Source organism: Nonomuraea sp. KM88 (genome assembly GCF_052245635.1).
Classification (GTDB): domain Bacteria; phylum Actinomycetota; class Actinomycetes; order Streptosporangiales; family Streptosporangiaceae; genus Nonomuraea.
The window spans coordinates 99,652-122,731 of the sequence record NZ_JBQQCC010000018.1 but is presented as its reverse complement, the minus strand read 5'-3'; the positions used below and the strand labels follow the sequence as shown (position 1 = coordinate 122,731).

Sequence of the window (23,080 nt, the reverse complement as noted above, 5' to 3'; positions counted from 1 at the left end):
TCATATCGCTGAGATCGCCCAGCACACCGGCGGCGTGATCGGACTGTCCGGGCTGATGATCGCCTTCCCGCTCGTCGGGGCGTTCATCCTGCTGGTGTTCGGCCGGTTCACGAACCGCTGGGGCCATCTGCTGGGCGTGGCCATGTCCCTCGCCTCGTTCGTCGTGGCGGTGCTGGCGTTCTTCGAGCTGATCGGGTTCGGGGCGGAGGATCGCCGGCGGGCCGTGCACCTCTACGAGTTCATCCCCGGCATGGTCGACATGGGGCTGCTGATCGACCCGCTGTCGATCAGCTTCGCCCTGTTGATCACCGGTGTGGGCTCGCTGATCCACATCTACTCCATCGGCTACATGTCGCATGACGAGCACCGGCGCAGGTTCTTCGCCTACCTCAACCTGTTCGTCTCCGCGATGCTCCTGCTGGTGCTGGCCGACAACTACGTCGGTCTGTTCATCGGCTGGGAGGGCGTGGGCCTGGCCTCGTACCTGCTGATCGGGTTCTGGCAGTTCAAGCCGTCGGCGGCCACCGCGGCGAAGAAGGCGTTCGTCGTCAACCGCGTCGGCGACTTCGGCCTGCTGGTCGGCATGTTCGTGATCTGGACCACGTTCGGGACGCTCACGTTCCAGGGCCTCGGCGAGCAGATCACGCCCGGCACCGAGAACGGCACCATGCTGGCCATCGGCCTGCTGCTGCTCCTCGGCGCGTGCGGCAAGTCGGCGCAGTTGCCCCTGCAGTCGTGGTTGCTCGACGCCATGGAGGGCCCGACCCCCGTGTCGGCCCTGATCCACGCCGCGACCATGGTCACCGCCGGTGTCTACCTCGTGGTGCGCTCGGGGGCGTTCTTCTTCCCCGAGGGCTCGGGGGCCGCGCTCGCCGTGGCCGTCGTCGGCGCGGCCACGCTGCTGGCCGGTGCGATCATCGGTTGCGCGAAGGACGACATCAAGAAGGGCCTGGCCGGCTCGACGATGTCGCAGATCGGCTACATGATGCTCGGGGCGGGCCTCGGCCCCGCGGGCTACGCGTTCGCGATCGGCCACCTGATCACGCACGGCTTCTTCAAGGCCGACCTCTTCCTCGGCGCCGGCTCGGTCATGCACGGCATGAACGACGAGGTCGACATGCGGAAGTACGGCGGGCTGCGTAAGTTCATGCCCATCACCTTCGCCACGTTCTTCATCGGCTACCTGGCGATCATCGGGTTCCCGCTGCTGTCCGGCTACTTCACCAAGGACGGCATCATCGAGACCGCGGTGCACCACCAGCCGATCCTCGGCTGGCTGGCCGTGCTCGGCGCGGGCATCACCGGCTTCTACATGTCCCGGATGGTCTTCATGACCTTCTTCGGCGAGAAGCGCTGGGCCGACGACGCCCACCCGCACGAGTCGCCGTCCGTCATGACCATCCCGCTGATGGTCCTGTCGCTCGGCGCGCTCGGCCTGGGCGCTTACCTCGTCCTGAGCAACCGGCTGATGGTGTTCCTGGCCCCGGCGGTCGGCCGGCCCGAGGAACTGCCCGCCTTCCACTTCACCAGCACCCCCGGCCTGGCGACCCTGGCGCTCGTCGCGGTCGGCGCGGCCTTCGCGTGGATGAGGTACGGCCGGGCCGAGGTTCCGTCCGTGCAGCCGCGCGGCTCCTTCCTCACCACGTTCGCCCGGCGCGACCTGTACGGTGACGCGCTCAACGAGTCGCTCTTCATGCGTCCCGGCCAGTGGCTGACCCGCCTCGCGGTGTTCTTCGACAACCGCGGCATCGACGGGCTGGTCAACGGTCTGGCGGCGGGCATCGGCGGCAGCTCCGGGCGCCTGCGGCGGATCCAGACGGGCTTCGCCAGAACGTACGCGCTGTCCATCCTGATCGGTGCCGCCCTGCTGACCGGCGCCCTGCTCCTCGTTGGGAACATCTGATGTCACCCTGGCTTCCGATACTCATGGCGGTGCCCGTGCTGGGCGCCATCGTGGTGGCCCTGCTTCCCAAGGGCAGAGACAAGCTGGCCAAGCAGGTCACGCTGCTGGTCTCGCTGGCGGTGCTGGTCCTGACGGGCGTCATGGCCGCCGGGTTCAAGCCGTCGGGCGAGCGCTTCCAGTTCGTCGCCGAGTACGACTGGATCCCGAGCTTCGGCGTGAAGTTCGGGGTCGGCGTCGACGGCGTGGCGCTCGTGCTGATCGCGCTCTCCGCGGTGCTGGTGCCGATCGTGGTGCTGGCCTCGTGGCACGACGCCGACGGCGTCAAGACCGCCGACGGCACGCTCATCACGCCCAAGCGCTCGGTGAAGACGTACTTCTCGCTGCTGCTGGTGCTGGAGACGATGATGATCGGCGTCTTCGCGGCGACCGACATCTTCCTGTTCTACGTCTTCTTCGAAGCCATGCTGATCCCGATGTACTTCATGATCGGCTCGTACGGCGGCGCCCAGCGGTCCTACGCGGCCGTGAAGTTCCTGCTGTACTCGTTGTTCGGCGGCCTGCTCATGCTGGTCGCGGTCATCGGGCTCTACGTGGTCGCGGGCAAGCAGACGTTCATGTTCCCCGAACTCGTCGGGGCCATCCAGGACCCGACGATGCAGAAGTGGCTCTTCGGCGGGTTCTTCATCGCCTTCGCGATCAAGGCGCCGCTGTGGCCGGTGCACACGTGGCTGCCCGACGCGGCCGCGCAGGCTCCGGCCGGAGCCGCCGTGCTGCTGGTCGGCGTCCTGGACAAGGTCGGCACGTTCGGCATGCTCCGCTTCTGCCTGGAGTTGTTCCCCGACGCGGCCAAGACGTTCACGGTGCCGATCATCGTGCTGGCGGTCATCAGCATCATCTACGGCGCCATCGTGGCCATCGGGCAGACCGACATGAAGCGGCTCATCGCGTACACGTCGATCTCGCACTTCGGGTTCATCGTCATGGGTGTGTTCGCCATGTCGTCGGTCGCCCAGTCCGGCGCGGCCCTCTACATGGTCAACCACGGCTTCGCCACCGGCGCGCTGTTCCTGGCCGCCGGGTTCCTGATCGCCAGGCGCGGCTCGCCGTTCATCGGCGACTACGGAGGCGTGCAGAAGGTCGCGCCGGTGCTCGCGGGCTTCTTCCTCGTCGCCGGTCTGGCCGGGCTCTCCCTGCCGGGCCTGTCGTCCTTCGTGAGCGAGTTCATGGTCATGATCGGCACGTACTCGAGCCAGGCCCACGGCTCGGGGGCGCTGACGGCGGCCGCGGTCGTCTCCGCGGTGGCGGTGATCCTGGCGGCCGTCTACATCCTGTGGATGGTGCAGCGGACCCTGAACGGCCCGACCGCCGAGCCGGTCAAGCCGTTCAAGGACCTGAACGCCCGCGAGGTCTGGGTGCTGGCTCCGCTGGTCGCCCTGATCATCGGGTTCGGGTTCTTCCCCGCGCCGCTGCTCAACGTGATCAACCCGTCAGTGCAACAGACGCTGACCAACGTGGGCGTACCCACCTCCACCATCGCTGAGAAGGGGACAGGTCAGTGAACTCCATCCCAGCGCCGACGATCGAATACGGCACGCTCGCGCCGCTGCTGGTGGTCTTCGGCGCTGCCATCATCGGGGTGCTCGTCGAGGCCTTCGTGCCGCGCTACATGCGCAAGCCGATCCACGTGGCGCTCACCCTGCTCAGCCTGGCCGGCGCATTCGCGCTGGTCCTCCTCCAGGTCGTGCGCGGCCAGGTGTCCACCACGGCCTCCGCCGTGGGCGCGCTCGCGGTGGACGGGCCCTCGCTGTTCATCTGGGGCGTCATCCTCGTCCTGTCGTTCGTCTGCGTGCTGCTCATCAACGACGAGGGTCACTTCGTCGCCTCGGCCGCGGCCGTTCCGGGCAGCGCCGACGAGGAGGAGGCGGAGTCCGCGGGTGGCGGCCACACCGAGGTCTATCCGCTGGTCCTGTTCGCCGTGGGCGGCATGCTGCTGTTCCCGGCCTCGCACGACCTGCTGATGATGTTCGTGGCCCTCGAGGTCATGTCGCTGCCGCTCTACCTGCTGTGCGGCCTGGCCCGCCGGCGCCGCCTGCTGTCGCAGGAGGCGTCCATGAAGTACTTCCTGCTGGGCGCGTTCTCCTCGGCGTTCTTCCTGTACGGCGCCGCGATGATCTACGGCTTCGCGGGCACCGTCTCGCTGCCGGGTATCAACCAGGCCCTGGCCGTCGGCGGCGCGCTCGACCCGCTGCTGATGATCGGGCTCGCGATGCTCGGCGTCGGCCTGATGTTCAAGATCGGCGCGGCTCCGTTCCAGGCCTGGAAGCCCGACGTCTACCAGGGCGCTCCCACGCCGATCACCGCTCTGATGGCCTCCGGCACGCTCGTAGCGGCCGTGGGCGCCGTGCTGCGGGTGTTCTGGGTGGGTCTGGGCAACCTCGACTGGAACTGGCGGCCGGTCATCTGGGGGATCGCCGCGCTCACCATGATCGTCGGCTCGATCCTGGCGATCACGCAGACCGACATCAAGCGCATGCTGGCCTACTCGTCCATCGCGCACGCGGGCTTCCTGCTCGTCGGCGTGATGGCCACGTTCGGCACCGCCGCGCAGAACGCGGCCTCGCTGAAGGCGATCCTGTTCTACCTGGCGGTCTACGGCATCACCACGGTCGGCGCGTTCGCGGTGGTCACGCTCGTACGCGACCCGGGCGGCGAGGCGGGGCACCTGTCGCGCTGGGCCGGGCTCGGCAAGCGTGCGCCGATGCTGGCCGGGGCGTTCGCCTTCTTCCTGCTGGCCTTCGCCGGCATCCCGCTGACCAGCGGCTTCTTCGGCAAATATGCCGTGTTCGCGGCCGCGCTGGAGAGCGGCACGCAGCCCGGCGACTCGATGGGCGGCTGGATGGCGGCGCTGGTGGTCGTGGGCGTCGTGGCCTCGGCGATCGCGGCGTTCTTCTACGTCCGCGTGATCGTGCTGATGTTCTTCAGCGAGCCCTCGGCCGACGGACCGGCGATCGCGGTGCCCAGTATGGGAACCGTGGCCGTCATCGCCGTCTCCCTGCTGGTTACCGTAGGAGTGGGGCTCTACCCGGAGTCCGTGCTCGGTGTTGCTGACGACGCTGCTCGCAGCCTGTTCATTAGATAAGGGGATCCCGTATGTCCGCGCCTCCCGTGGTTGACCTTCCCATTGAGGACGAGCGGTTGGCGCAGGACGTGGCCAACGGACTGGCCGCGGTCGAGAAGCTGCTGCGCTCGTCCGTGGAGAGCGAGAACGCCTTCGTCACGGAGGCGTCCAAGCATCTCATCGAGGCCGGTGGCAAGCGGTTCAGGACGTTGATGGTGTTGCTGGCCGCGCAGTTCGGCGACCCGTCCGCGCCGGGTGTGGTGCCCGGCGCGGTCGTGATCGAGCTGACCCACCTGGGCTCGCTCTACCACGACGACGTCATGGACGAGGCCCCGGTGCGCCGGGGCACGCCCTCCGCCAACGCCCGGTGGGACAACACCGTGGCGATCCTCACCGGCGACTACCTGTTCGCGCAGGCCTCCGACATCCTGGCCGACCTGGGTCCCGAGCTGATCCGCATCCAGGCCCAGACGTTCTCCCGCCTCGTCCAGGGGCAGATCCGCGAGACCATCGGCCCGCGCGACGACGAGGACCAGGTCGGCCACTACCTCAGCGTGCTGTCCGACAAGACGGGCTCGCTGATCGCCGCCTCGGGCCGCTTCGGCGCGCTGCTGTCCGGGGCTCCCGCGGACGTGGAGGAGCGGCTCAGCCGCGCGTGCGAGGCCATCGGGGTGGCCTGGCAGCTCGGCGACGACCTGCTCGACGTGGCCTCCACCGGGGCGGAGTCGGGCAAGACGCCGGGCACCGACCTGCGCGAGGGCGTCAGGACCCTTCCGGTCCTGTACGCGCTGGCCTCGGGTGAGACGTCCCGGCTGACCGCGCTGCTGTCGGGACCGGTCGCCGAGGAAGAGGTCGAGGAGGCGCTGACGCTGCTGCGGGCGCACCCGGGGATGGCGCGGGCGCGGCGGGAGCTGGAGTCGTGGGTGGACCGGGCCCGTGCCGACATTTTCGGCCTTCCCGACATCCCCGCCAAGAACGCATTTTTGGCGCTATGTGACTACGTGGTGGAGCGCAGCGGCTGATCGCCCGCCGGTCCGCTCGGGGGATCGCCCGCTCGGCCGCCCGCCGGTTCGCCCGCGGGGGTGGCCGATCGCCTGACCCGGGCGGCCGTACGCGCCGTCCTGAGGCTGTCATACGTGAAGACCGCCAGCGCCACCCAGACGATCGCGAAGCCGATCCACCTGCTGGGCGGCATGACCTCCTGCACGATCAGCACGCCGCACGCGAACTGCAGGATCGGCGCGATGTACTGCAGCAGCCCCATGGTGCTCAACGGCACCCGGATGGCCGCCGCCCCGAAGCAGATCAGCGGCACCGCCGTGACCAGGCCGCCGCTCGCCAGCAGCGCCGCGTGCCAGACCCCTTCGGTCCCGAACGTCGCCGCGCCGGTGCCCTGCAGGAAGAGCAGGTAGCCGAGGGCCGGCAGGAGCAGGACCAGCGTCTCCACGGCCAGGCTCTCGGTCGCGGCCACGTTCGCCCGCTTCTTGACCAGCCCGTACACGCCGAAGCTCATCCCCAGCGTCAGGGCGATCCACGGCGGCCGCCCGTAGTCGACCGTCAGCACGAGCACGGCCAGCGCCCCGAACCCCACCGCGGTCCACTGCAACGGCCGCAGCCGCTCCCGCAGCAACACCACCCCGAACAGCACGTTGACGAGAGGGCTGATGAAGTACCCCAGGGCGCTCTCGACCACGTGCCCGGTGTTCACCGCGTAGATGTAGGTGCCCCAGTTGACGGTGATCACGACGGCGGCGAGGCTCAGCAGGCCGAGCTTCGCCGGCCGGCGGGCCAACTCCCTGAACCACGACCAGTGCCTGCGCACGGCCAGCACGGCGGCGACGGCTACCAGCGACCACACCATCCGGTGCGCCAGGATCTCCACGGCGTCCGAGGGCTTCAGCAGGGGCCAGTAGAGCGGGAACAGACCCCACATGGTGTAGGCGGCGGCCCCGAACAGTACGCCGCGCCGAAGGTCAGGCATGTACCCCAGTTTCGGGCATTACCACCTTTAAACACAAACGTGTTTCTCTATAGGGAATTATGCAGGATCTCTTAAGTGTTGACGGGTATGTAGGCTGAGGGAAGACCTCTGGAGGTGCGAGATGGGCTGGCTGTTCGGCGGCAACAAGACATCGATGGTCCGACCGGAGGACGCCCTGCCGGGACGCGCGGAGCCCATGCCCGTGCCCGCCCGCCACGCCGTCCTCGACGCCCCCCTCGCCCCGCCGTACGCACCGGGGCTGGAGGTCGCCGACTTCGGCCTCGGCTGCTTCTGGGGCGCCGAGCGCATCTTCTGGCAGACCCCGGGCGTCGTCACGACGGCCGCCGGCTACCAGGGCGGCCACACCCCCAACCCGACGTACGACGAGGTCTGCAGCGGCCTCACCGGGCACGCCGAGGTCGTCAGGGTCGTCTTCGACCCGGCGAAGGTGTCGTACGAAGAGCTTCTCAAGGTCTTCTGGGAGGCTCACGACCCGACGCAGGGCATGCGCCAGGGCAACGACGTCGGCACCCAGTACCGTTCGGCCATCTACTACCACTCCCCGGAGCAGCAGAAGGCCGCCGAGGCGTCGCGCGACGCCTACCAGCAGGTGCTCAAGCAGGCCGGCTACGGCGACATCACGACCGAGCTCGCCCCCGCCGGCCCTTTCTACTTCGCCGAGGACTATCACCAGCAATATCTGTACAAAGTGCCCAACGGGTACTGCGGCATCGGCGGCACGGGTGTCACCTGCCCCGTCGGCCTGACCTCAGGGGAGGCCTGAGCTGATGCTCGACCCGGGGCGCTGCGCTTCTATATAGAAAGATGTACAGTTGATGCATGACTGTTCTCCACGACGCTAATGAGCTGAGCGTCACAGAGGCGGCCCAGCGAGGCGTTGCCCGCCTGGTGGCTGATGCGGAGCAGGGGACCGACCTGGTGGTCACCCGGCGGCATCAGCCAGTGGCGGCCGTCGTGAGCATTCGCCGGCTCAATGAGCTGGAGGAAGCGGCGGCTGATCTTCGCGATCTGGCGCTGGTGCTCGCCCGGTCGGTCACGGATACGGGGGAGCGGGTCTCGTTTGATGAGGTGCTTGCCGCTTTCGGGCATACTCGCGAGTCGCTGTCCGCCATCCCGGACGATGAGTGAATCATGTCCGACGTCGTCTTCACGGCGCCGGCGGTCGACGACCTCCGGCGTATCGGCCCAGACGCGGTGCCTAAAGTACTCAAGAAGATCCTGCTCCTCCTGGACAACCCTGAAGCCGGCTACCCGCTGGGCGGGGAACTGAGCGGCTTCCGGAAGCTGGTGGTCGGTCGCAATACCTGGCGTGTCGTCTACCGCATCACCGAGGACAAGTCGGTGGAGATCTGTGAGGTGTGGGCTGTCGGTGAGAGGGCCGACGCGGAAGTGTACGCGGAGGCGACAGCGAGGGTTCGCGAGGCGGGTGCGGACCGGCCCGAGATCATCCAGCTCGGCCAGGCGATCGAACGCCTCGGCGCGCTGGCCGATCACATTCGAGTGGAGAAAACTCCTCCTAGGGAACCGGTTCCAGATTGGCTCGCGGACCGGTTGATCTACACGGTTGGGATGGCGCGTGAGCATGTTGCCGCTCTCGATCTTCGAGAGGCGGTCGACATGTGGGCTGAGTACGCCAAGCCTCATTAGGTCGCGCATCTGTTGCCTGACGCCGAGTGTTACCGCCAGCAATATCTGCACAAAGTGCCCAATGGGTACTGCGGCATCGGCGGCACGGGTGTCACCTGCCCCCTCGGCCTGACCTCAGGGGAGGCGAAGACCTGCGGGGATAGCTAGTCCCTGGCCCATGGTCGCCCGGTAGGTCCGGTGTCGATCATGGGTCAGAGTCGTCTTGGCGACAACCTCCACCACAGGGTCAAGGGCAGCTCGCCTAGATGGTTGATTCCAAGGGAACCTCGTCGTCCAGACCGACGTCACCGGGGTGTGGGGGGTGCCCAGACGATCCCGGTACCGCGTCTACCTGGCGGGGATGGCCTGGGACTTCTTCCCCATGGCGGCGCCTTCGACGGCGGTTCGGTGCTGCCGGCGCTGGACTCCGGTCTCCTTCTCCTCGTCGAGGGCGCCGTTCAGGCCCTTTTCGTGGTGACCTTCGTTCGCAACCATCGGCACTGGTTCGGCCGGCGCCGCTCGGCACCGGCCTCTCCTGGGCCGGCCGGCCTGACCTCCGGCGAGGCGTAGACCTGCGGAGACCCGCGATCAGGTGGCCTTGCCGCGGGCGATGTAGACGTTCATGCCGGTGAAGTCGAGGGTGATGTTGTACGGCTTGTAGAAGCTGTGGAAGAAGGTGACCGGCACGTCGAACCCGAGGGGGGCGAGTGCGGACTCCGGGTGCGTGTTGCAGTAGATGTCGTGGGCGGTGGCGCTGCCGAGGCGGATCTCCTTCGGATAGCACGGGTAGGTGACCGCTGGGTGGCTGTGAGCGTGAGTCCTGATGGGGCGGTCGTAGTCGGTGCGGATCCGCAACTGTTCGGCCGTATCCCCGTGCATGACCGCGGCGGCCTCGCTGCCTCCGCCGATGGGCAAGGCCGCCACGCGCGGGCCTGAGCCGGCGACGCTGCCCCTGCTGTGGACCATGTGCTCACGGGCCAGCCACAGCGGCAGGGGCTCTGCGCCCGCCCGTTCGGCGGCGGCGCGCGCCTGCCTGGCCGCTTCCGGGGTGTTGCGCCGCAGGATCAGCGATCGGCCCGCGTAGTCGAAGGTGGTCACCAGGTGGTAGAAGACCCACGTGCCGATCATGCCGTCGTTGCCGGTGTCGACATCTCCGCCCGACTCCGACTCCGACCACGCCACGGGGATGTTACGCAGTTCGATGCCGCCCAGCCTGAACGAGTCCAGCACCCCGAAGTACTGCCATATGGTGCCGTCCAGATAATCGATCTTCTGGCTGGCGACGGGGCTCAGCCCGGCCTCCTTGGCCACCGTCGAGGACAGGCCCAGCCATGGGGAGCCGGTGTAGAACGTGAAGCGTTTTGACGGTCCACCGTTGACCGAGGCCTCCACCAGCGGTTTCGGGTCCATCTGCGGCCAGGGCAGCCGCGCGATGTCGCCGTGGATCTGGTACGGCTCGCCGCGGACCGCCGCGAACCACGTGGCGAAGACGTCCCTGCCTGCCGCTTGCCAGTGTGGTGCGGCGAGGGCGAACTTGTCCTGCCGGATGTAGCAGTCGGCCAGGAACCGGTTGGCATCCTTGTCGCCGGGTGCCAGCCCGATGGCCATCTTGAGGTATTTCTCGGCTTCGGGGAACCGGTTGGCCAGCAGTCCGACGTAGCCGCGTCGGCGGGCCGCGTTCAGGTTCGCGGGGTCTGCTCTCAGGATCTCCTCGTACGCGCGCCCGGCCTGCTCGAACTTCCCCGCCTTGAACAGCGCGTCCGCGTCACCACCGCGGGCTCGGGCCGTGGCCGCCCCGCCCAGCAGCGGTGCGGTCGCGGCGGCACCGGCCAGCACGGTGGCGCCCCGCAGCAAGGAACGCCGGTCCCATCTTCCGCCTTCAACCACGCCTTTCTCCCTTTACGTCGATCGTCGTCCGCTGCACCTCGCCGTCCGGCGGACGGTCACAGCAGCTCCTGCCGGTTCGGCTCGCCCCGCTCGGTGAGGGGGACGCCGTAGTTGCCGGGGGCGTCCGGGCCGCCGACGTCGACCCGGCGCGGGCGGCCCGGGACGGGTGGTCTCGTGCCGGGCCAGCCGGTCCAAGTGCTTCACGCACGCCGGCGACAGCCCGTCCCGTACTCTCCCGCCGTCAACCCCATCCACTGTCGGCCGACCGTGTCCCCGCCTCGTGCGCCCGGTGTCATCGTTGGGTCACGGTCGCGGCGTCTCGCCGACCCGCCTGCTGCCGGCTCTGCCTGTCGCGGGCGCTCCCATGGGTGGGCGATGAGAGGGCCGGTGCGACCGCGTCACCTCGTCGTACGGGTGAGCACGCCCAGCGGGTCGGCCAGCAGGTCGGAGAAGCCGAGTTCGGCGGCGCCGACCAGGGTGGCGTCGTCCCCCAGGGCCGAGGTGCGCAGTCTCACCCGTTCGCGCGCGACGGGCAGCACGTTGGCGGCGATGCGGGCGCGTACCTGGGCCGCGGCGCCCGGATACATGTCGCGCAGCATGCCGCCGAAGACGACCATGCCGGGGTTGAAGAGGTTGATGAGGTTGGCCACGCCGATGCCGAGCCAGTCGCCGACCTGGCGCAGCGCCTCCTGGGCTGCGGGATCGCCACGGTCGGCGTCGTCCACCACGGCTCGTACGGCGTCGCGGCCGAACAGGTCGGCGGGCCGGCCCGCGGCGTCGAGGAGTGCCCGCTCGCCGGCCTCCGCCTCCAGGCAACCATGGGAGCCACATCCGCAGGGACGCCCGTTGTACGGGTTCACCACCATGTGCCCTAGCTCGCACCCGTAGCCGCCGTCGCCGTCCAGCAGCTTGCCGCCCACGATGATGCCGCCGCCCACGCCGACGTCCCCGTGGAGGTAGATCAGGTTCTGGAAGCCGGCGCCCGCTCCGCGTTGCTGTTCGGCCAGCGCGCCGAGGTGCGCCTCGTTGCCCACGGCAACCGGCAGGCCGAGGCCCAGCCGGCGGCCGAGCTCGGTGCCGAACGCCTGGTCCACCCAGCCCATGTCGGGCCCGAAGCGCACCATGCCGTCGCCCGGCCGGATCATGCCGCAGTAGGAGGCGCCGACGCCGACGCACACGGAGTCCGGAGGCGCCGTACGGTGCAGCTGCCGGCCGAAGCGGGCGAGCACCTCGACCACCCGGTCGAGGTCGGCTCCGGCGCGCGGGCGGACCGTCTCCCTGCGGTCCAGCATGATCCCGCCGAGCGCCACCCGGGCGGCGACCAGCCGGTCCACGGCGACGTCGAAGGCGAGCACGTAGACCTGGCCGGAGTCGGGGCGGACCACCAGCGACGGCCGTCCCGCCCGGCCGGTGTCGGCGGGCAGCTCTTCGCGGACCAGGCCTGCCGTGGCGAGCTCGGTGGTCAGCGCCATGATGGTGCTGCGGTTCAGCCTCATCCGCTCGGCCAGCGCCGTGCGGGAGACCGCGCCGCCCAGGTGCACGTGCCGGAGCAGGGTGCCGGCGTTGTGCCGGCGGATCTCCTCCTGGGCCAACCTGACCTCCGGGATCGTCCCGTCCACTCAAGTATCTGATCTGGACGATACCCGGACAACGGCCTCCGGGGCTTCAGGCGTCAGGCGCAGGTGTAGCCGGAGGGGAGGGCGGTGTCGCCGTTCGGGCGGCTCGCCTGGAAGCCGACGCCGCCGGCGCTGGCCCCGGGGGCGAGGGTGCCGTTGTGGCCGGCGTTCCTGATGGTCACGGTCTGCCCGCTGACGGTGGTGGCGCCGTTCCACGAGCCGGTCAGCGTGTGCCCGGCCGGCAGGGTGAAGGTGACGGTCCAGCCGGTGATCGTCGTCGTGCCGGTGTTGGTGACGGTGAGCGGCTGGATGACGTACCCGGTGCCCCACTGGGTCTGGACGGTGGCCTCGGCGGTGCAGCCTCCGGTGGACGTGCCGGGCCGGGTGGTGATCTGCGCGGTGGTCGAGACCGGCGAGGTGTTGCCCGCGGCGTCCCTGGCCCTGACCTGGTAGCGGTAGGTGGTGTCGGGGGTCAGGCCCGTGTCGCCGTACGAGGTCGTGGCCGAGGTGGCGACCTGGGCGAACGTGCCGCCGCTCGCGCCGGGGGCGCGCAGGATGTCGTAGCCGGTGACGCCCTGGTCGTCCGTCGAGGCCGTCCAGGTCAGGCTCGTGCCGGTGGACGTGGTGCCCGAGGCCGCGAGGCCGGTCGGGGCGGTCGGCGGGGAGGTGTCGCCGGAACCGTCGCCGAGGGACGGCGTCTGCCAGTCTCGCCACTCGGCCAGGTTGCCCTGCGCTCTGGACGAGATCCTCATGGCGCCGGGTGCGTTGCCCGTCTTGAGGAGGAACTTCTGGATGTGCTGCTGCAGCGGGGTCCGCCACTCCGACCGGTTGGCGCAGTGGCTGCCGTCCTGGACGTCGGACCAGTAAGTGATGTTGTCTCCGGCGCCGAGCGCTTTGTACACCTCCGCCCCGCCGAGGGCCGCCACGCTGGCCGACCTGGGACCCAGGTTGGTGATGTGGGGGTTGTCCATGATGAACAGCCCGCGCGGGGCGATCATGGCCACTGTTTCGTGCGTGTCGACAGGCAGCCGGTTCGGGTTGCCGGTGAAGGAGCCGAACGCGTCGCCCAGCCATGGTTGCTCGCCGTACGCGCTGCTCAGGCTCTGGGCGCCCTCCCCGGGGATGCCGCGGAAGATGGGCACGCCCGCGCTGCCCGACTCGATCGGCATGGTCAACGCGATGCGCTGGTCGAACGCGCCCACCACGAAGGCGCCCTTGCCGAACCGCGAGCATCCGGTGACGCCGGTGGCATCCGCTCGCAGGATGCCGCCGCCCGACTGCTCGATGACGTCGATGATGCGGCTCACACCCCAGGCCCAGGCGACCAGCAGTCCGGTGCTGCTCGACGAGCCGTAGACGTCGTAGAACGCGCCCTGCTTGTTGTTGCGCGGTGTGCCCTCCCTGCCGACCGCGTACGGGTCGTAAGTGATGACCGCCGCCCCCGCGGCCCTGATGGCGGCCGTGTCGGCGCCGAAGCCTCCCAGCACCACGACCGCGGGGAACGGCCCGGAACCGCTCGGCAGCGAGACACCGGCGGAGAAGCCGGTGCTCCTGCCGTTGTGGTTGACGTTCACCGTGATGCCGGTGCTGGAGACCGTGCCCGTCACGCTCGCCGGCTTCGCGGGCTTCTCGCCGTAGACGAATCGTTCCGCCAGCTTCTTGATCTCCGCCCGCCGGCACCGCCAGTCGGACCTGGCGGTGATGCGCGTGCCGTCCAGCTTCCTGAAGGGGTCGGGGAGCCGGGAGTCGGACGGCAACGATCCTTCGCCGGGCAGGCCGGTCACCGCGCAGCCGGCGCCCTCGTCCTCGACGCCGGCCGCGAAAGGCACGGCGGGGGCCGCGGCGGGAGCCGCAGTGACGGCCGCAGTGACGGCCGCAGTGGGGGCCGCAGCGAGCGCCGCTGTCTCCGCTCCGGCGGCCCAGAGTGCCGCCGCCACCAGCGCGACGGCCGCCGTACGCATCGTCGAGCGGCCCGAGCATCTGATCACTGTGGCTCTCCTTCCGCACGGGGGTGCGGGCGACGATCGCCGATCGATCGTTCAGCGCGCGCGTCCAGCCGCTGATCAGTGTGGGAATTGCTCCGAAACATGTCAACGGTTCATGGAAATTTTTCGGAACAGGGCGGGGGAGACGCCTTGTGACCAGGCGTTGACGGTGGCGGGGCGATGAAACTACGCCGTTTGGAAGGCCCGCGTCCGCCTGGGCCGGGCTCCGAAAGTTTCGGTCCAGCGGGCGGTCAGGCGTCCTGCTTCGCAGCCGCGAAGTGGCGGGGGAGCCCGGTCATGGCGACGTCGAGGGCGCGGGTGACGTCCTCGATCAGGGCGGCTCCGTGCCGCCCGTTCTCGATGGAGGCCCGGCCGGCGCTCGCGAGCGCTCCCACCATGGCTCCCACGACGGCGTGCGCGGTGACGTCGTCCAGGTCGGGGAACACCTCCCGCAGCGCCTTCGCCCACTCGTGCTGGAGGTCGAAGATCCAGCGCAGCGCGATCGCCCGCAGCGCGGGAACGGTGAGGGCCAGACGCGTGCGGATCACGACCAGGTCCTCGTCGGCGTCGACGCTCCACCGTCCCGGTTCCAGCGCCATGGCGAAGGCCCGCCGCAGCAGGCTCTCCAGTGACTCTCCCGGATGGGGCGCCGAGGTCAGCGTGCGTATGGCGTCGACCCGCTCGGGATAGTCGGCGAAGGCGAGGTCCTCTTTCGCGGGGAAGTGCTTGTAGAACGTGGCGGGCGACAGTTCGGCGGCCGCGCAGATGTCGGCCACGGTGGTCTGGTCGTATCCCCGCTCCGCGAACAGCCGCAGCCCTGTGTGCACCAGGGTCTGCCGGGTGCGCCGTCTCTTGCGCTCCCGCAAGCCCATCTGCTCCGCCATGCGCTCAGCATAGTAGACAGCGTATGAAGGTATGTATTATCTAAAAGTAGAGACTCTCTACTAAGGAGGAGGTCGTATGGCCGCCGGGCCTGGTACACGACCCATGCAACTGCCCACCGCGCGGGAGCACCCCTTCGACCCGCCCGCCCCGCTTCGCGACCTCGCCGCCCAGGGACCGCTGCACCCGCTGAGCTTCCCCGATGGTCACATCGGCTGGGTGACGACCAGTCGCGATCTCGCCCGTGCCGTGCTGGCCGACCAGCGCTTCAGTGCCCGGCAGGACCTGCGTCACCTGCCCTTCGAACACGCACTCGGCGAGGACCCCGGCGCGCCGATGCTGCCTGGGATGTTTCTGCGCCTCGACCCGCCCGACCACACCCGCTACCGCAGGCTGCTGACCGCCCACTTCACCGTGCGCCGGCTCAACGGGCTGACCCCGCGGATCCAGCAGATCGCCGACGAGTGCCTGGACGCGATGGAGCGGGCGGGCTCCCCGGCCGACCTGGTCCAGCACTTCGCTCTGCCGATCCCCTCGCTGGTGATCTGCGAACTGCTCGGCGTGCCGTACGCCGACCGGTCGGAGTTCCAGGGCACCACGGAGACGATGGTCCGCCTGGGCACGCCCAAGGAGGAGTACATGGCCGCCATGAACCACCTCTACGGCTATTTCCGCCGGCTGGTCGCGGCCAAGCGCGCCGACCCCGGGGATGATCTGCTCAGCGCGCTCGTCACCGGCAGCGACCTGACCGACGAGGAGCTCACCGGCGTCGGGCTGGTGCTGCTCATCGCCGGGCATGAGACGACCGCCAACATGCTCTCCCTCGGCACCTACGCCCTGCTGCGCCATCCTGGCCAGCTCGCCGCCCTGCGCGCCGACCCCACGCTGATCGACGGCGCGGTCGAGGAACTGCTCCGGTACCTGTCGATCATCCAGTTCGGCGCGCAGCGCACCGCGCTGGAGGACGTCGAACTGGAGGGCGTGACCGTCAAGAAGGGCCAGACGGTGGTGATCTCCATCCCGATGGCGAACCGCGACCCCGAACAGTTCGGCGACCCCGACACCCTCGACCTGGCCAGGCAGGCCACCGGCCACGTGAGCTTCGGTCACGGGGTGCACCAGTGCCTCGGCCAGCAGCTGGCCAGGATCGAGATGCGGGTCGCGTACGCGGCGCTGTTCCGCCGATTCCCCGGCCTGCGCCTCGCCGTGCCCGAGGAGGAGCTCGCGATGAAGACCGACATGGCCATCTACGGGGTGCACCGGCTGCCGGTGGCCTTCGATCCCGCCTGAGAGCGCCCTGCCGGGCGGGTGCCGCGGCCCGGCGGAAATCCGTTCGACGCCGGGCTCGCGGGCTGCCTACTGTTGACCGCCTGAGCACATTGTCACGGACGCGAGCGGGATGGGACGTACGGCATGACGGGAGCGGCGGGGCCGGAGTTCGCTCAGGAGCGCATCTGGGACGCCGAGGCTGCTCGGCGCTATGACACGCCGGGCACCGGCATGTTCGCGCCCGACGTGCTGGAGCCGACCGTGAGCCGCCTCGCCGAGCTCGCGGGCGGCGGGCGGGCGCTCGAGTTCGCCATCGGGACCGGCCGCGTGGCCGTGCCGCTCGCCGAGCGTGGGGTGCCGGTCACCGGCGTCGAGCTGTCGAGGCCGATGATCGAGCAGCTGCGTACGAAGGTGGACGAGGCGACGATCCCGGTGGTCGCCGGCGACATGGCGACCGCCTCGGCCCCTGGGCCGTACTCCCTCGTCTATCTCGTCTTCAACACGATCTCCAACCTGCTCTCCCAGGCCGAACAGGTCGCGTGCTTCCGCAACGCCGCCCGCCACCTCGAGCCCGGCGGCCGGTTCGTGATCGAGTTGTGGGTGCCGGAGCTGCGCAAGCTGCCACCGGGCCAGCCGGCGACGGTCTTCACCGCCGAGCCCGGCTACGTCGGCCTCGACACCTACGACGTCCTGCGGCAGCTGGTCGTGTCGCACCACTTCACCTTCGACGAGGGCAGGCAGGCCGAGCTGTTCCGCAGCCCGCACCGCTACATCTGGCCGGCCGAGCTCGACCTCATGGCCCAGCTGGCCGGGTTCGAGCTGGAGTCCAGGCACGCCGACTGGGCCGGAGCCGAGTTCACCGCGGAGTCACGTTCGCACGTGTCCGTCTACCGCCTCCCGCCCGGCCGGCCGTGAAAGGGCGGATCCTCTCGCGGTGCGGGCGTCTCTTGTGGAGGACGGTCATGTCGGGGAGGAGACCCGGATGGGTGACGCCATGACCATGGCCGGGCGGCGGGCGCGCTGATCAACTCTGCCGCACTCGTGCAGGTCCGTGACGGGCGGCCACCTGCCGTCCCGTCATGATGAATCCGAAACCCTGCGTCTATTATTGGCCCTGGTGGCGATGATCTCCATCACATCCTCATTGCGGGCAGGAATGTCGCGGCCGGCTCAACCGTGCAGGTCATCACCGCTAACTTGACGTTAACCACGTGTTTCGCGGAGGCGGAAATTCGTTGGCGAGTGGTTCTGCAGGTGGACAAGGAGCGGCGGGCGGCAGATATTGGAGCAGGAGGTTTTCATGGATGTGCGCCTTGACCATCTCGTCTGCTGGGTTGCCGACCAGCGCAGGTCCCTGCATTTCTACGAGCAGGTGCTCGGGCTGCCCGGGGTGCGGACGGAGGAGTTTCGCGATGGAAAGGCGGCCTTTCCCAGCGTGCGGATCTCGGCTGGGACGATCCTCGATCTCATCGCGTACGACGCCTTAAAAGGGGTCGACGAGCACACGGGGGTGAAGGGCAGTTCCGGGCATCCGATCAACCATTTTTGTCTGTCCGTGGCCAAGGAGGATTTCGACGCCCTCCAGGTCCGGTTGAAAGAGCACGGAGTGGAGATCTCCGGCACCGCGACCAACATCTTCGGCGCCCAGGGCATCGCTCCCGAGGCGATTTACTTTCCTGATCCCGATGGAAACGTGCTGGAAGTCCGCCATTACGATTGATCGTTTCGGGGGCGCGGCCGGCCACGGTGCGTCCGCCGGGGCCCGGGAAGTGTCGGCCGCGTCTGGTACACAGGCGGGCATGGGTGTGAGCGTCGATGAGTTCCTCGAGCTGCTGAACGAGCTGCCCGAGGTCCGGATGAGCCACGGTGGCGAGTGGATCGGGCTCAAGGTGCGTGACAAGGGCTTCGGCTACCTGTGGGAGGCGACCGAGACCGTCGGGCTCAAGGCCACGATCGAGGAGCAGATCGCCCTCGTGGCCGAGCGGCCCGAGGTGTTCGAGGTGCAGTTCACGGCAGGGCGGTTCGGCTGGGTGGTGGTCCACCTCGACAAGATCGACTCTGACGAGCTGTTCGAGCTGGTGGCCGAGGCGTGGTGCCTGACCGCGCCGAAGCAGCTGGTGGACGATTTCGAAGCCACCCACCAAATCGGGCAACAGGTGCAGTCTGGGTAATCTCGGGCAGCGTGACCCATGTGAACATGCGGCTGCGGGAGTGGCGCGCCGACGACGCCCCGGCCGTGCTGCGCGCCTTCCAGTTTCCCGATCTGCGGCACCAGGCGCCGTGGCCCGTCGTCACCCTCCAGGACGCCATGGGCTGGATCGCCGCCTGGCCGGGGGCCGGTCACGCCTTCGCCGTGACGGTGGGCGAGCAGGTCGTGGGCAACGTCGCGGTCGCCGGCATCGGCGCCCGCGGCAACGGCTGGGTCTCCTACTGGGTCGTGCCCGCCTACCGCGGGCGGGGCATCGCGGCGGCGGCCACCGACGAGCTGGCCCGATGGGCGTTCGGCGAGCGTGGCCTCCACCGGCTGGAGCTGGAGCACCGCACGAACAATCCGGCGTCGTGCCGGGTCGCCACCAAGGCGGGCTTCCGGCCCGAGGGGATCGAGCGGGGCAAGCTCTGCCACGAGGGAGTGCGCTACGACGTCGAGCGGCACGCCCGGCTGGCGACCGACCGCTGAGGCGTTGGGTTCCCGAGGGAGTGCCTGGTCACCGACCGGCGCGCTGATCTACCCTGTGCGGGTGGACAGCGAGAGTCTGGCGGCGGCCGGGCTGCTGGCGGCCCTGAGCCGGGCGTCGGAGATTCTCGCGGAGTTACGCCATCCCTTCGTGAGAAGCGAGCGCTTCTCCTACTTCTTCCCTCCCGCGGGCGCCAGGACCGGCGCCACCTTCATCCTGCCCGACGGCCGCGAGGTGCGGTTCGAGGTGTCCATCGCCGCCTCGGGCGGCGCCTTCCAGGTGGCGGGCACGATCACGGCGGAGGGCGAGTCCCTGCTCGACCTGCCGCGCAGGAGCCTGCCCGGCGTCTCCGACGCTCTCGCCGTGCTCGACGACTACGCGGGGGAGGTGGCGGCCCCGGCGGGACGGCTGATCGACCAGCTCCTCGACGAAGTTGTCTGATTGTCAGACAGTAAGGCACAATGGCGAGCATGAGGAAGGGACCGCTCGCCGTCGTCGGCGCGTCCGTGCTCTGGGGCACGGCGGGCACGGCCGGGCTGCTCGTCTCCGCCGACTCCGTGGCGCTGGCCGCCGCGCGGCTCGTCATCGGGGGCACGGCGCTCGCCCTCTACGCCGGAGCCGGTCTCAGAAGCGCGTTCAGGCCCGGGCTCCTGCCGGCCGCCGCCGCGGTGGCCGCCTACCAGCTCTGTTTCTTCGCCGCGGTCGGCCGCACCGGCGTGGCCATCGGGACGGTGGTCGCGATCGGCAGCGGGCCCGTCTTCACCGGGCTGCTCTCCTGGTTCCTGCACGGCAGCAGGCCGAGCGGGCGCTGGACCGTCGCGACCACGGCGGCCATCTGCGGGTCCGCCGCGCTGATCGCCGGCGGCGGGGCGCAGGCGGGTGGGGAGGTGGTGTCGGGGGTGCTGCTCGCGCTGCTGGGCGGGCTGCTGTACGCGTTCTACACCGTCATGGCGGCCCGCGAGATCGGCAGGGGGGTCAGGCCCGACGCCGTGATGGGGGTGATGTTCGGCGGGTCGGCGGTGATCATGTTGCCGATCCTGATGGCGAACGGGGTCTCCTGGCTGGGGGAGCCGCGCGGGCTGGCCGCCGTGCTCTATCTCGGGCTCGGCACCACCGCCCTGTCCTACTTCCTGTACGGCCGAGGGCTGCGCACCACCCCCGTGGCCACGGCCGCCACGCTGGCGCTGGCCGAGCCGGCCGTCGCGGCGCTGCTCGGCCTGGTCGTGCTGGGCGAGCGGCTGGCCCCGGTGTCGGTCGCCGGGCTCGTCCTGCTGGCCCTGAGCCTCGTCGCGGTGGCCGTACCGGAAAGAAGGCCGGAAAGGGCGTTAGAGTCGCAGCCGTGACGTTGCCGCTCAGACCCGTCTCCACAGTGGGCGCGCTCGCCGACGCCCTGCGCAGCAGGGTGCTCTCCGGCGAGATCGCGCCCGGCACCCCGCTGCCCGAACAGGAGATCGCCGCGTCCTACGGCGTGGCCAGGCCGACCGTGCGGGAGGCGCTGGCGACGCTGGTGCACGAGGGCCTGCTCAGGCGCGAGCGCAACCGCAGCGCCTACGTCCCCGAAGTGACGCTCTCCGATCTCGACGATCTCATGTACGTCCGGCGGCCGCTCGAGGACCTGATGGCCCAGGCGGTGGCCGGGCGGCGGGTGCCGGAGGCCGACGCGGCCCTGCACCGGATGGCCGCGCTCCCGGCCACGGCGCCGTGGTCGGAGAGCGTGGCCGAGCACATGGCGCTGCACGAGGCGCTGATCGAGGCGGTGGGAAGCCCTCGGCTCGAACGCCTCTACGGCGCCCTGGCCGCCGAGACCAGGCTCGGGCTGGTCCGGCTGCGCGAGGTCTACGAGGACAGGGAGGTGCTGGTGCGCGAGCACCGCGAGCTGCTCGACGCGATCGCCGAGGGGCCGCAGGACGCGGCGCGGGCGGCGGTGGCGGCGCATCTCAGCCACTCGTGGGGCGGCCGCCACCGCTGAGGCGTCCCGGGGCGGCGAAAGCGTGCCCGGCAAACGCCCTTCATTGCGTACGAACCCTTGCGGGACCACCCCTGAACTCGCAAGAATCGCGCCCATGCACGGCAATCCGATGCCGGACTCCTACGTGTACGTCACGGAAGAAGGCGTCACCCGTCACTATGCTGACGGTAGCGTCGAGGCTCTCGCCTGGGAGGACGTCGTCGAGGTCCGTGTCGTCACGGAAGCCGGCGCGGACGTCCTCTACATCCTGCTCGACCGCGACGGCGAGGGTTGCGTCGTGCCGCGTTCCGCCACGGACGCCGGCTTTCTCGCCCGCCTGCGCTACCTGCCGGACTTCGACCTCGACCGGCTCACCCTGGCCGCCGACTCCACGCGTGACGGGGTGGTGGTCGTGTGGCGCAGCCCGGATCCGCCGTCGGCGCTGCCGGACCTGGAGTACGACTAGCGCAACCCGGCTGAACGATTCACGAATTTGTCGCCGTATTTCCTCGTTCACTGCCACTTCTGGACCGTTCCGTCAAGCCCTCATGCAGCTCAACAATCGTCCGGTTGTGGACATATGCCGTTATTCCCCATGCCTGAATCGATCTTTAATCTTTAGTGGGGGCCGCCGCCCTTGATTGTTCGAGGGACTTGTCAACCCGTGTGGTGCAAGGAACGTCAACAGCGGTGCATCGAGTATCAGGTGGTGTTATGAGGGTGGGGACTGGGGAGTCCGCTGTCGTGCTCCTCGAGGCCGTACCACGTCGTGCGTCGAGCATCTGGACGCGGGCGTACCTGCGGCTCCTGTTATCCGGCGACACGATGTGCGTGCTGCTCGCGTGCGTCTGCGTGCTGGGCGTCCGGCTCGTCGCCGGTGTGTACGTTCCGCCGGCCGAGTACCTGCTGGGATTCGGCCTCGTCGTCGCCTGGCCCGTCGCGCTCATGATGGGCGGCGCCTACCGCCAGCGCGCCAACGGCGAGGGCGCCGACGAGTTCAAGGCCGTCTTCAACGGTGGCGCCGGGCTGATGGCCACGGTCGCCATCATGGCCTACGCCACGCAGACCATGATCGCGCGCAGTTTCGTCATGGCGATGTTGCCGCTCGCGCTGCTCGCCACGCTCTATTTCCGCTATCGCATGCGTAAACGTCTTCACCGGAGAAGAGCGGTGGGCGAGTACATGCGGCAGGTGGTCGCGGTCGGGCACCGGGAATCGATTCTCGACCTCGTGATGCAGTTCAGGCGCCAGCCCTATCACGGAATGCGCGTGGTGGGGGCGTGCCTTCCCGAGGGCGGAATGGACGTCGACCTGGACGGTGTTCCGGTGCTGGGCTCGTTCGGCGACGTGGCGAGCGTGGTGGAGCGCGAGAAGGCCGATGCCGTGGCCGTCCTGGCCTGCCCGGAGCTGGACGGGGCGGCGCTGCGCAGGCTGGCCTGGAGCCTGGAGACCGCGCGTACCGACCTCTTCGTCGCGCCCGCGCTCCTCGACGTGGCCGGGCCGCGCATCAGCATCAGGCCGGTGGCCGGGATGCCGCTGCTGCACGTGGAGCATCCGGAGTTCGACGGCACGAAGCAACTCGTCAAGAGCGTGTTCGACCGGCTCGTGGCCGGGAGCGCGCTGCTGCTGCTCGCCCTGCCGCTGCTGGCGATCGCGGTGGTGATCCGGCTGACGAGCCCGGGGCCCGCGCTGTTCTTCCAGGTCAGGGTCGGCAAAGGCGGCGAAGAATTCCGCGTCGTGAAATTTCGTACGATGGTGGTGGATGCGGAGCAGCGCAAACGTGTACTCCTCGACGCGAACGAGTTCGACGGAGTGCTCTTCAAGATGAGGAACGATCCAAGGATCACCCGGGTAGGCGCCTTCCTGCGCCGGTACTCGCTCGACGAGCTGCCCCAGCTGCTCAACGTCATCCGCGGCGAGATGTCCCTCGTCGGCCCCCGCCCGCCGCTGCCGGAAGAGGTCGGCAAGTACGGGACCGACGTCCGCCGCCGCCTGGTGGTCAAACCGGGCATGACCGGGCTCTGGCAGGTCAGCGGCCGCTCCGACCTGACATGGGAGGAGTCCGTACGCCTCGACCTGCGGTATGTGGAGAATTGGTCGCTCATCCTCGACCTGCAGATTCTCTGGAAGACCTGGTCCGTCGTCACCCGTGGAGAAGGGGCTTACTAG

The 23,080-nt window shown here is 69.4% G+C and carries 23 protein-coding genes and 1 pseudogene; 18 read left to right on the top strand and 6 right to left on the bottom strand.

Annotation, left to right across the window (positions count from 1 at the left end):
• Nucleotides 1-55: 55 nt before the first annotated feature.
• The 4 genes from nuoL to ACTWPV_RS39355 are packed head-to-tail and all read left to right on the top strand — an operon-like array spanning nt 56 to nt 6,043.
• Complete coding sequence (nuoL, locus tag ACTWPV_RS39370) at nt 56-1,903, top strand: NADH-quinone oxidoreductase subunit L (protein WP_443155740.1); 1,848 nt, start codon at nt 56-58, stop codon at nt 1,901-1,903.
• The gene (locus tag ACTWPV_RS39365) at nt 1,903-3,462 is read left to right on the top strand and encodes an NADH-quinone oxidoreductase subunit M (RefSeq protein WP_443155683.1); all 1,560 of its coding nucleotides are present in this window, start codon (nt 1,903-1,905) and stop codon (nt 3,460-3,462) included. The genes nuoL and ACTWPV_RS39365 overlap by 1 nt, the downstream gene beginning before the upstream one ends.
• A complete protein-coding gene (gene nuoN / locus ACTWPV_RS39360; RefSeq protein ID WP_443155682.1) occupies nt 3,459-5,042 on the top strand; it encodes an NADH-quinone oxidoreductase subunit NuoN in 1,584 nt (527 codons plus the stop codon). The genes ACTWPV_RS39365 and nuoN overlap by 4 nt, the downstream gene beginning before the upstream one ends.
• Nucleotides 5,043-5,053: 11 nt before the next feature.
• A complete protein-coding gene (locus tag ACTWPV_RS39355; protein WP_443155681.1) occupies nt 5,054-6,043 on the top strand; it encodes a polyprenyl synthetase family protein in 990 nt (329 codons plus the stop codon).
• On the opposite strand, the gene rarD is transcribed toward ACTWPV_RS39355, so the two are convergent.
• Complete coding sequence (rarD, locus tag ACTWPV_RS39350; RefSeq protein WP_443155680.1) at nt 6,019-7,002, bottom strand: EamA family transporter RarD; 984 nt, start codon at nt 7,000-7,002, stop codon at nt 6,019-6,021. The two genes, ACTWPV_RS39355 and rarD, sit on opposite strands and share 25 nt — an antisense overlap.
• A 121-nt stretch (nt 7,003-7,123) precedes the next feature.
• On the opposite strand from rarD, the gene msrA reads away from it, so the two are divergent.
• The 4 genes and pseudogenes from msrA to ACTWPV_RS39330 all read left to right on the top strand — a co-directional run.
• Complete coding sequence (gene msrA, locus ACTWPV_RS39345) at nt 7,124-7,786, top strand: peptide-methionine (S)-S-oxide reductase MsrA (RefSeq protein WP_443155679.1); 663 nt, start codon at nt 7,124-7,126, stop codon at nt 7,784-7,786.
• 56 nt (nt 7,787-7,842) lie between these two features.
• A complete protein-coding gene (locus tag ACTWPV_RS39340; protein WP_347648375.1) occupies nt 7,843-8,151 on the top strand; it encodes a type II toxin-antitoxin system prevent-host-death family antitoxin in 309 nt (102 codons plus the stop codon).
• Nucleotides 8,152-8,154: 3 nt separating this feature from the next.
• Nucleotides 8,155-8,670: a type II toxin-antitoxin system RelE family toxin gene (locus ACTWPV_RS39335; RefSeq protein ID WP_443155678.1), complete on the top strand. Its 516-nt coding sequence runs from the start codon at nt 8,155-8,157 to the stop codon at nt 8,668-8,670.
• Nucleotides 8,671-8,691: 21 nt separating this feature from the next.
• A pseudogene (locus ACTWPV_RS39330) lies at nt 8,692-8,817 on the top strand (peptide-methionine (S)-S-oxide reductase MsrA); the annotation flags it as partial.
• 180 nt (nt 8,818-8,997) lie between these two features.
• On the opposite strand, the gene ACTWPV_RS39325 reads toward ACTWPV_RS39330, so the two are convergent.
• The 5 genes from ACTWPV_RS39325 to ACTWPV_RS39305 form a co-directional block, all read right to left on the bottom strand.
• Nucleotides 8,998-9,144 carry a hypothetical protein gene (locus tag ACTWPV_RS39325; RefSeq protein WP_443155677.1) on the bottom strand — a complete coding sequence of 49 codons (147 nt, stop codon included), beginning with the start codon at nt 9,142-9,144 and terminating at the stop codon, nt 8,998-9,000.
• Nucleotides 9,145-9,237: 93 nt separating this feature from the next.
• Nucleotides 9,238-10,536: an aspartyl protease family protein gene (locus ACTWPV_RS39320; protein WP_443155676.1), complete on the bottom strand. Its 1,299-nt coding sequence runs from the start codon at nt 10,534-10,536 to the stop codon at nt 9,238-9,240.
• Nucleotides 10,537-10,934: 398 nt separating this feature from the next.
• A complete protein-coding gene (locus tag ACTWPV_RS39315) occupies nt 10,935-12,155 on the bottom strand; it encodes an ROK family transcriptional regulator (protein ID WP_443155675.1) in 1,221 nt (406 codons plus the stop codon).
• Between the two features lie 53 nt (nt 12,156-12,208).
• Nucleotides 12,209-14,140 carry a glucuronyl esterase domain-containing protein gene (locus ACTWPV_RS39310; RefSeq protein WP_443155674.1) on the bottom strand — a complete coding sequence of 644 codons (1,932 nt, stop codon included), beginning with the start codon at nt 14,138-14,140 and terminating at the stop codon, nt 12,209-12,211.
• Nucleotides 14,141-14,388: 248 nt separating this feature from the next.
• Nucleotides 14,389-15,021, bottom strand: a complete 633-nt coding sequence (locus ACTWPV_RS39305) for a TetR/AcrR family transcriptional regulator (RefSeq protein WP_443155673.1) — start codon at nt 15,019-15,021, stop codon at nt 14,389-14,391.
• 103 nt (nt 15,022-15,124) lie between these two features.
• Here ACTWPV_RS39305 and ACTWPV_RS39300 point away from each other — a divergent pair, with 103 nt between their 5' ends.
• From ACTWPV_RS39300 to ACTWPV_RS39255, 10 genes are all read left to right on the top strand, one after another.
• Nucleotides 15,125-16,309 carry a cytochrome P450 gene (locus ACTWPV_RS39300; RefSeq protein WP_443155672.1) on the top strand — a complete coding sequence of 395 codons (1,185 nt, stop codon included), beginning with the start codon at nt 15,125-15,127 and terminating at the stop codon, nt 16,307-16,309.
• A 123-nt stretch (nt 16,310-16,432) separates the two neighbouring features.
• On the top strand, nt 16,433-17,203 hold the full coding sequence (locus tag ACTWPV_RS39295; protein ID WP_443155671.1) for a class I SAM-dependent methyltransferase: 771 nt from the start codon (nt 16,433-16,435) through the stop codon (nt 17,201-17,203).
• 385 nt (nt 17,204-17,588) lie between these two features.
• On the top strand, nt 17,589-18,008 hold the full coding sequence (locus tag ACTWPV_RS39290; RefSeq protein ID WP_443155670.1) for a VOC family protein: 420 nt from the start codon (nt 17,589-17,591) through the stop codon (nt 18,006-18,008).
• A gap of 79 nt (nt 18,009-18,087) precedes the next feature.
• Nucleotides 18,088-18,459 (top strand): MmcQ/YjbR family DNA-binding protein, encoded by a 372-nt coding sequence (locus tag ACTWPV_RS39285; RefSeq protein WP_347648385.1) that lies wholly within the window; start codon nt 18,088-18,090, stop codon nt 18,457-18,459.
• Between the two features lie 11 nt (nt 18,460-18,470).
• Nucleotides 18,471-18,965, top strand: coding sequence for a GNAT family N-acetyltransferase (locus ACTWPV_RS39280; RefSeq protein WP_443155669.1), 495 nt, complete (start codon nt 18,471-18,473; stop codon nt 18,963-18,965).
• 61 nt (nt 18,966-19,026) lie between these two features.
• Entirely contained in the window at nt 19,027-19,404 is a 378-nt protein-coding gene (locus tag ACTWPV_RS39275; RefSeq protein WP_443155668.1) for a hypothetical protein, read from the top strand.
• A 29-nt stretch (nt 19,405-19,433) separates the two neighbouring features.
• Complete coding sequence (locus ACTWPV_RS39270; RefSeq protein WP_443155667.1) at nt 19,434-20,306, top strand: DMT family transporter; 873 nt, start codon at nt 19,434-19,436, stop codon at nt 20,304-20,306.
• On the top strand, nt 20,303-20,932 hold the full coding sequence (locus tag ACTWPV_RS39265; protein ID WP_443155666.1) for a GntR family transcriptional regulator: 630 nt from the start codon (nt 20,303-20,305) through the stop codon (nt 20,930-20,932). Before ACTWPV_RS39270 ends, ACTWPV_RS39265 begins: the two co-directional genes overlap by 4 nt.
• A gap of 94 nt (nt 20,933-21,026) precedes the next feature.
• Nucleotides 21,027-21,377: a hypothetical protein gene (locus ACTWPV_RS39260; protein WP_347648390.1), complete on the top strand. Its 351-nt coding sequence runs from the start codon at nt 21,027-21,029 to the stop codon at nt 21,375-21,377.
• A 248-nt stretch (nt 21,378-21,625) separates the two neighbouring features.
• Complete coding sequence (locus ACTWPV_RS39255; protein ID WP_443155665.1) at nt 21,626-23,080, top strand: sugar transferase; 1,455 nt, start codon at nt 21,626-21,628, stop codon at nt 23,078-23,080.

What these genes read in the sequence shown, in the direction of transcription:
- ACTWPV_RS39290 (WP_443155670.1), top strand. Translation starts at nt 17,589, where the DNA reads ATGGATGTGCGCCTTGACCATCTCGTCTGCTGGGTTGCCGACCAGCGC.
- ACTWPV_RS39260 (WP_347648390.1), top strand. Translation starts at nt 21,027, where the DNA reads ATGCACGGCAATCCGATGCCGGACTCCTACGTGTACGTCACGGAAGAA.
- ACTWPV_RS39355 (WP_443155681.1), top strand. Translation starts at nt 5,054, where the DNA reads ATGTCCGCGCCTCCCGTGGTTGACCTTCCCATTGAGGACGAGCGGTTG.
- ACTWPV_RS39295 (WP_443155671.1), top strand. Translation starts at nt 16,433, where the DNA reads ATGACGGGAGCGGCGGGGCCGGAGTTCGCTCAGGAGCGCATCTGGGAC.
- rarD (WP_443155680.1), bottom strand. Translation starts at nt 7,002, where the DNA reads ATGCCTGACCTTCGGCGCGGCGTACTGTTCGGGGCCGCCGCCTACACC.
- ACTWPV_RS39340 (WP_347648375.1), top strand. Translation starts at nt 7,843, where the DNA reads ATGACTGTTCTCCACGACGCTAATGAGCTGAGCGTCACAGAGGCGGCC.
- ACTWPV_RS39305 (WP_443155673.1), bottom strand. Translation starts at nt 15,021, where the DNA reads ATGGCGGAGCAGATGGGCTTGCGGGAGCGCAAGAGACGGCGCACCCGG.
- ACTWPV_RS39300 (WP_443155672.1), top strand. Translation starts at nt 15,125, where the DNA reads ATGCAACTGCCCACCGCGCGGGAGCACCCCTTCGACCCGCCCGCCCCG.
- nuoL (WP_443155740.1), top strand. Translation starts at nt 56, where the DNA reads ATGATCGCCTTCCCGCTCGTCGGGGCGTTCATCCTGCTGGTGTTCGGC.
- ACTWPV_RS39285 (WP_347648385.1), top strand. Translation starts at nt 18,088, where the DNA reads ATGGGTGTGAGCGTCGATGAGTTCCTCGAGCTGCTGAACGAGCTGCCC.
- msrA (WP_443155679.1), top strand. Translation starts at nt 7,124, where the DNA reads ATGGGCTGGCTGTTCGGCGGCAACAAGACATCGATGGTCCGACCGGAG.
- ACTWPV_RS39325 (WP_443155677.1), bottom strand. Translation starts at nt 9,144, where the DNA reads ATGGTTGCGAACGAAGGTCACCACGAAAAGGGCCTGAACGGCGCCCTC.
- ACTWPV_RS39255 (WP_443155665.1), top strand. Translation starts at nt 21,626, where the DNA reads ATGAGGGTGGGGACTGGGGAGTCCGCTGTCGTGCTCCTCGAGGCCGTA.
- ACTWPV_RS39335 (WP_443155678.1), top strand. Translation starts at nt 8,155, where the DNA reads ATGTCCGACGTCGTCTTCACGGCGCCGGCGGTCGACGACCTCCGGCGT.
- ACTWPV_RS39365 (WP_443155683.1), top strand. Translation starts at nt 1,903, where the DNA reads ATGTCACCCTGGCTTCCGATACTCATGGCGGTGCCCGTGCTGGGCGCC.
- ACTWPV_RS39270 (WP_443155667.1), top strand. Translation starts at nt 19,434, where the DNA reads ATGAGGAAGGGACCGCTCGCCGTCGTCGGCGCGTCCGTGCTCTGGGGC.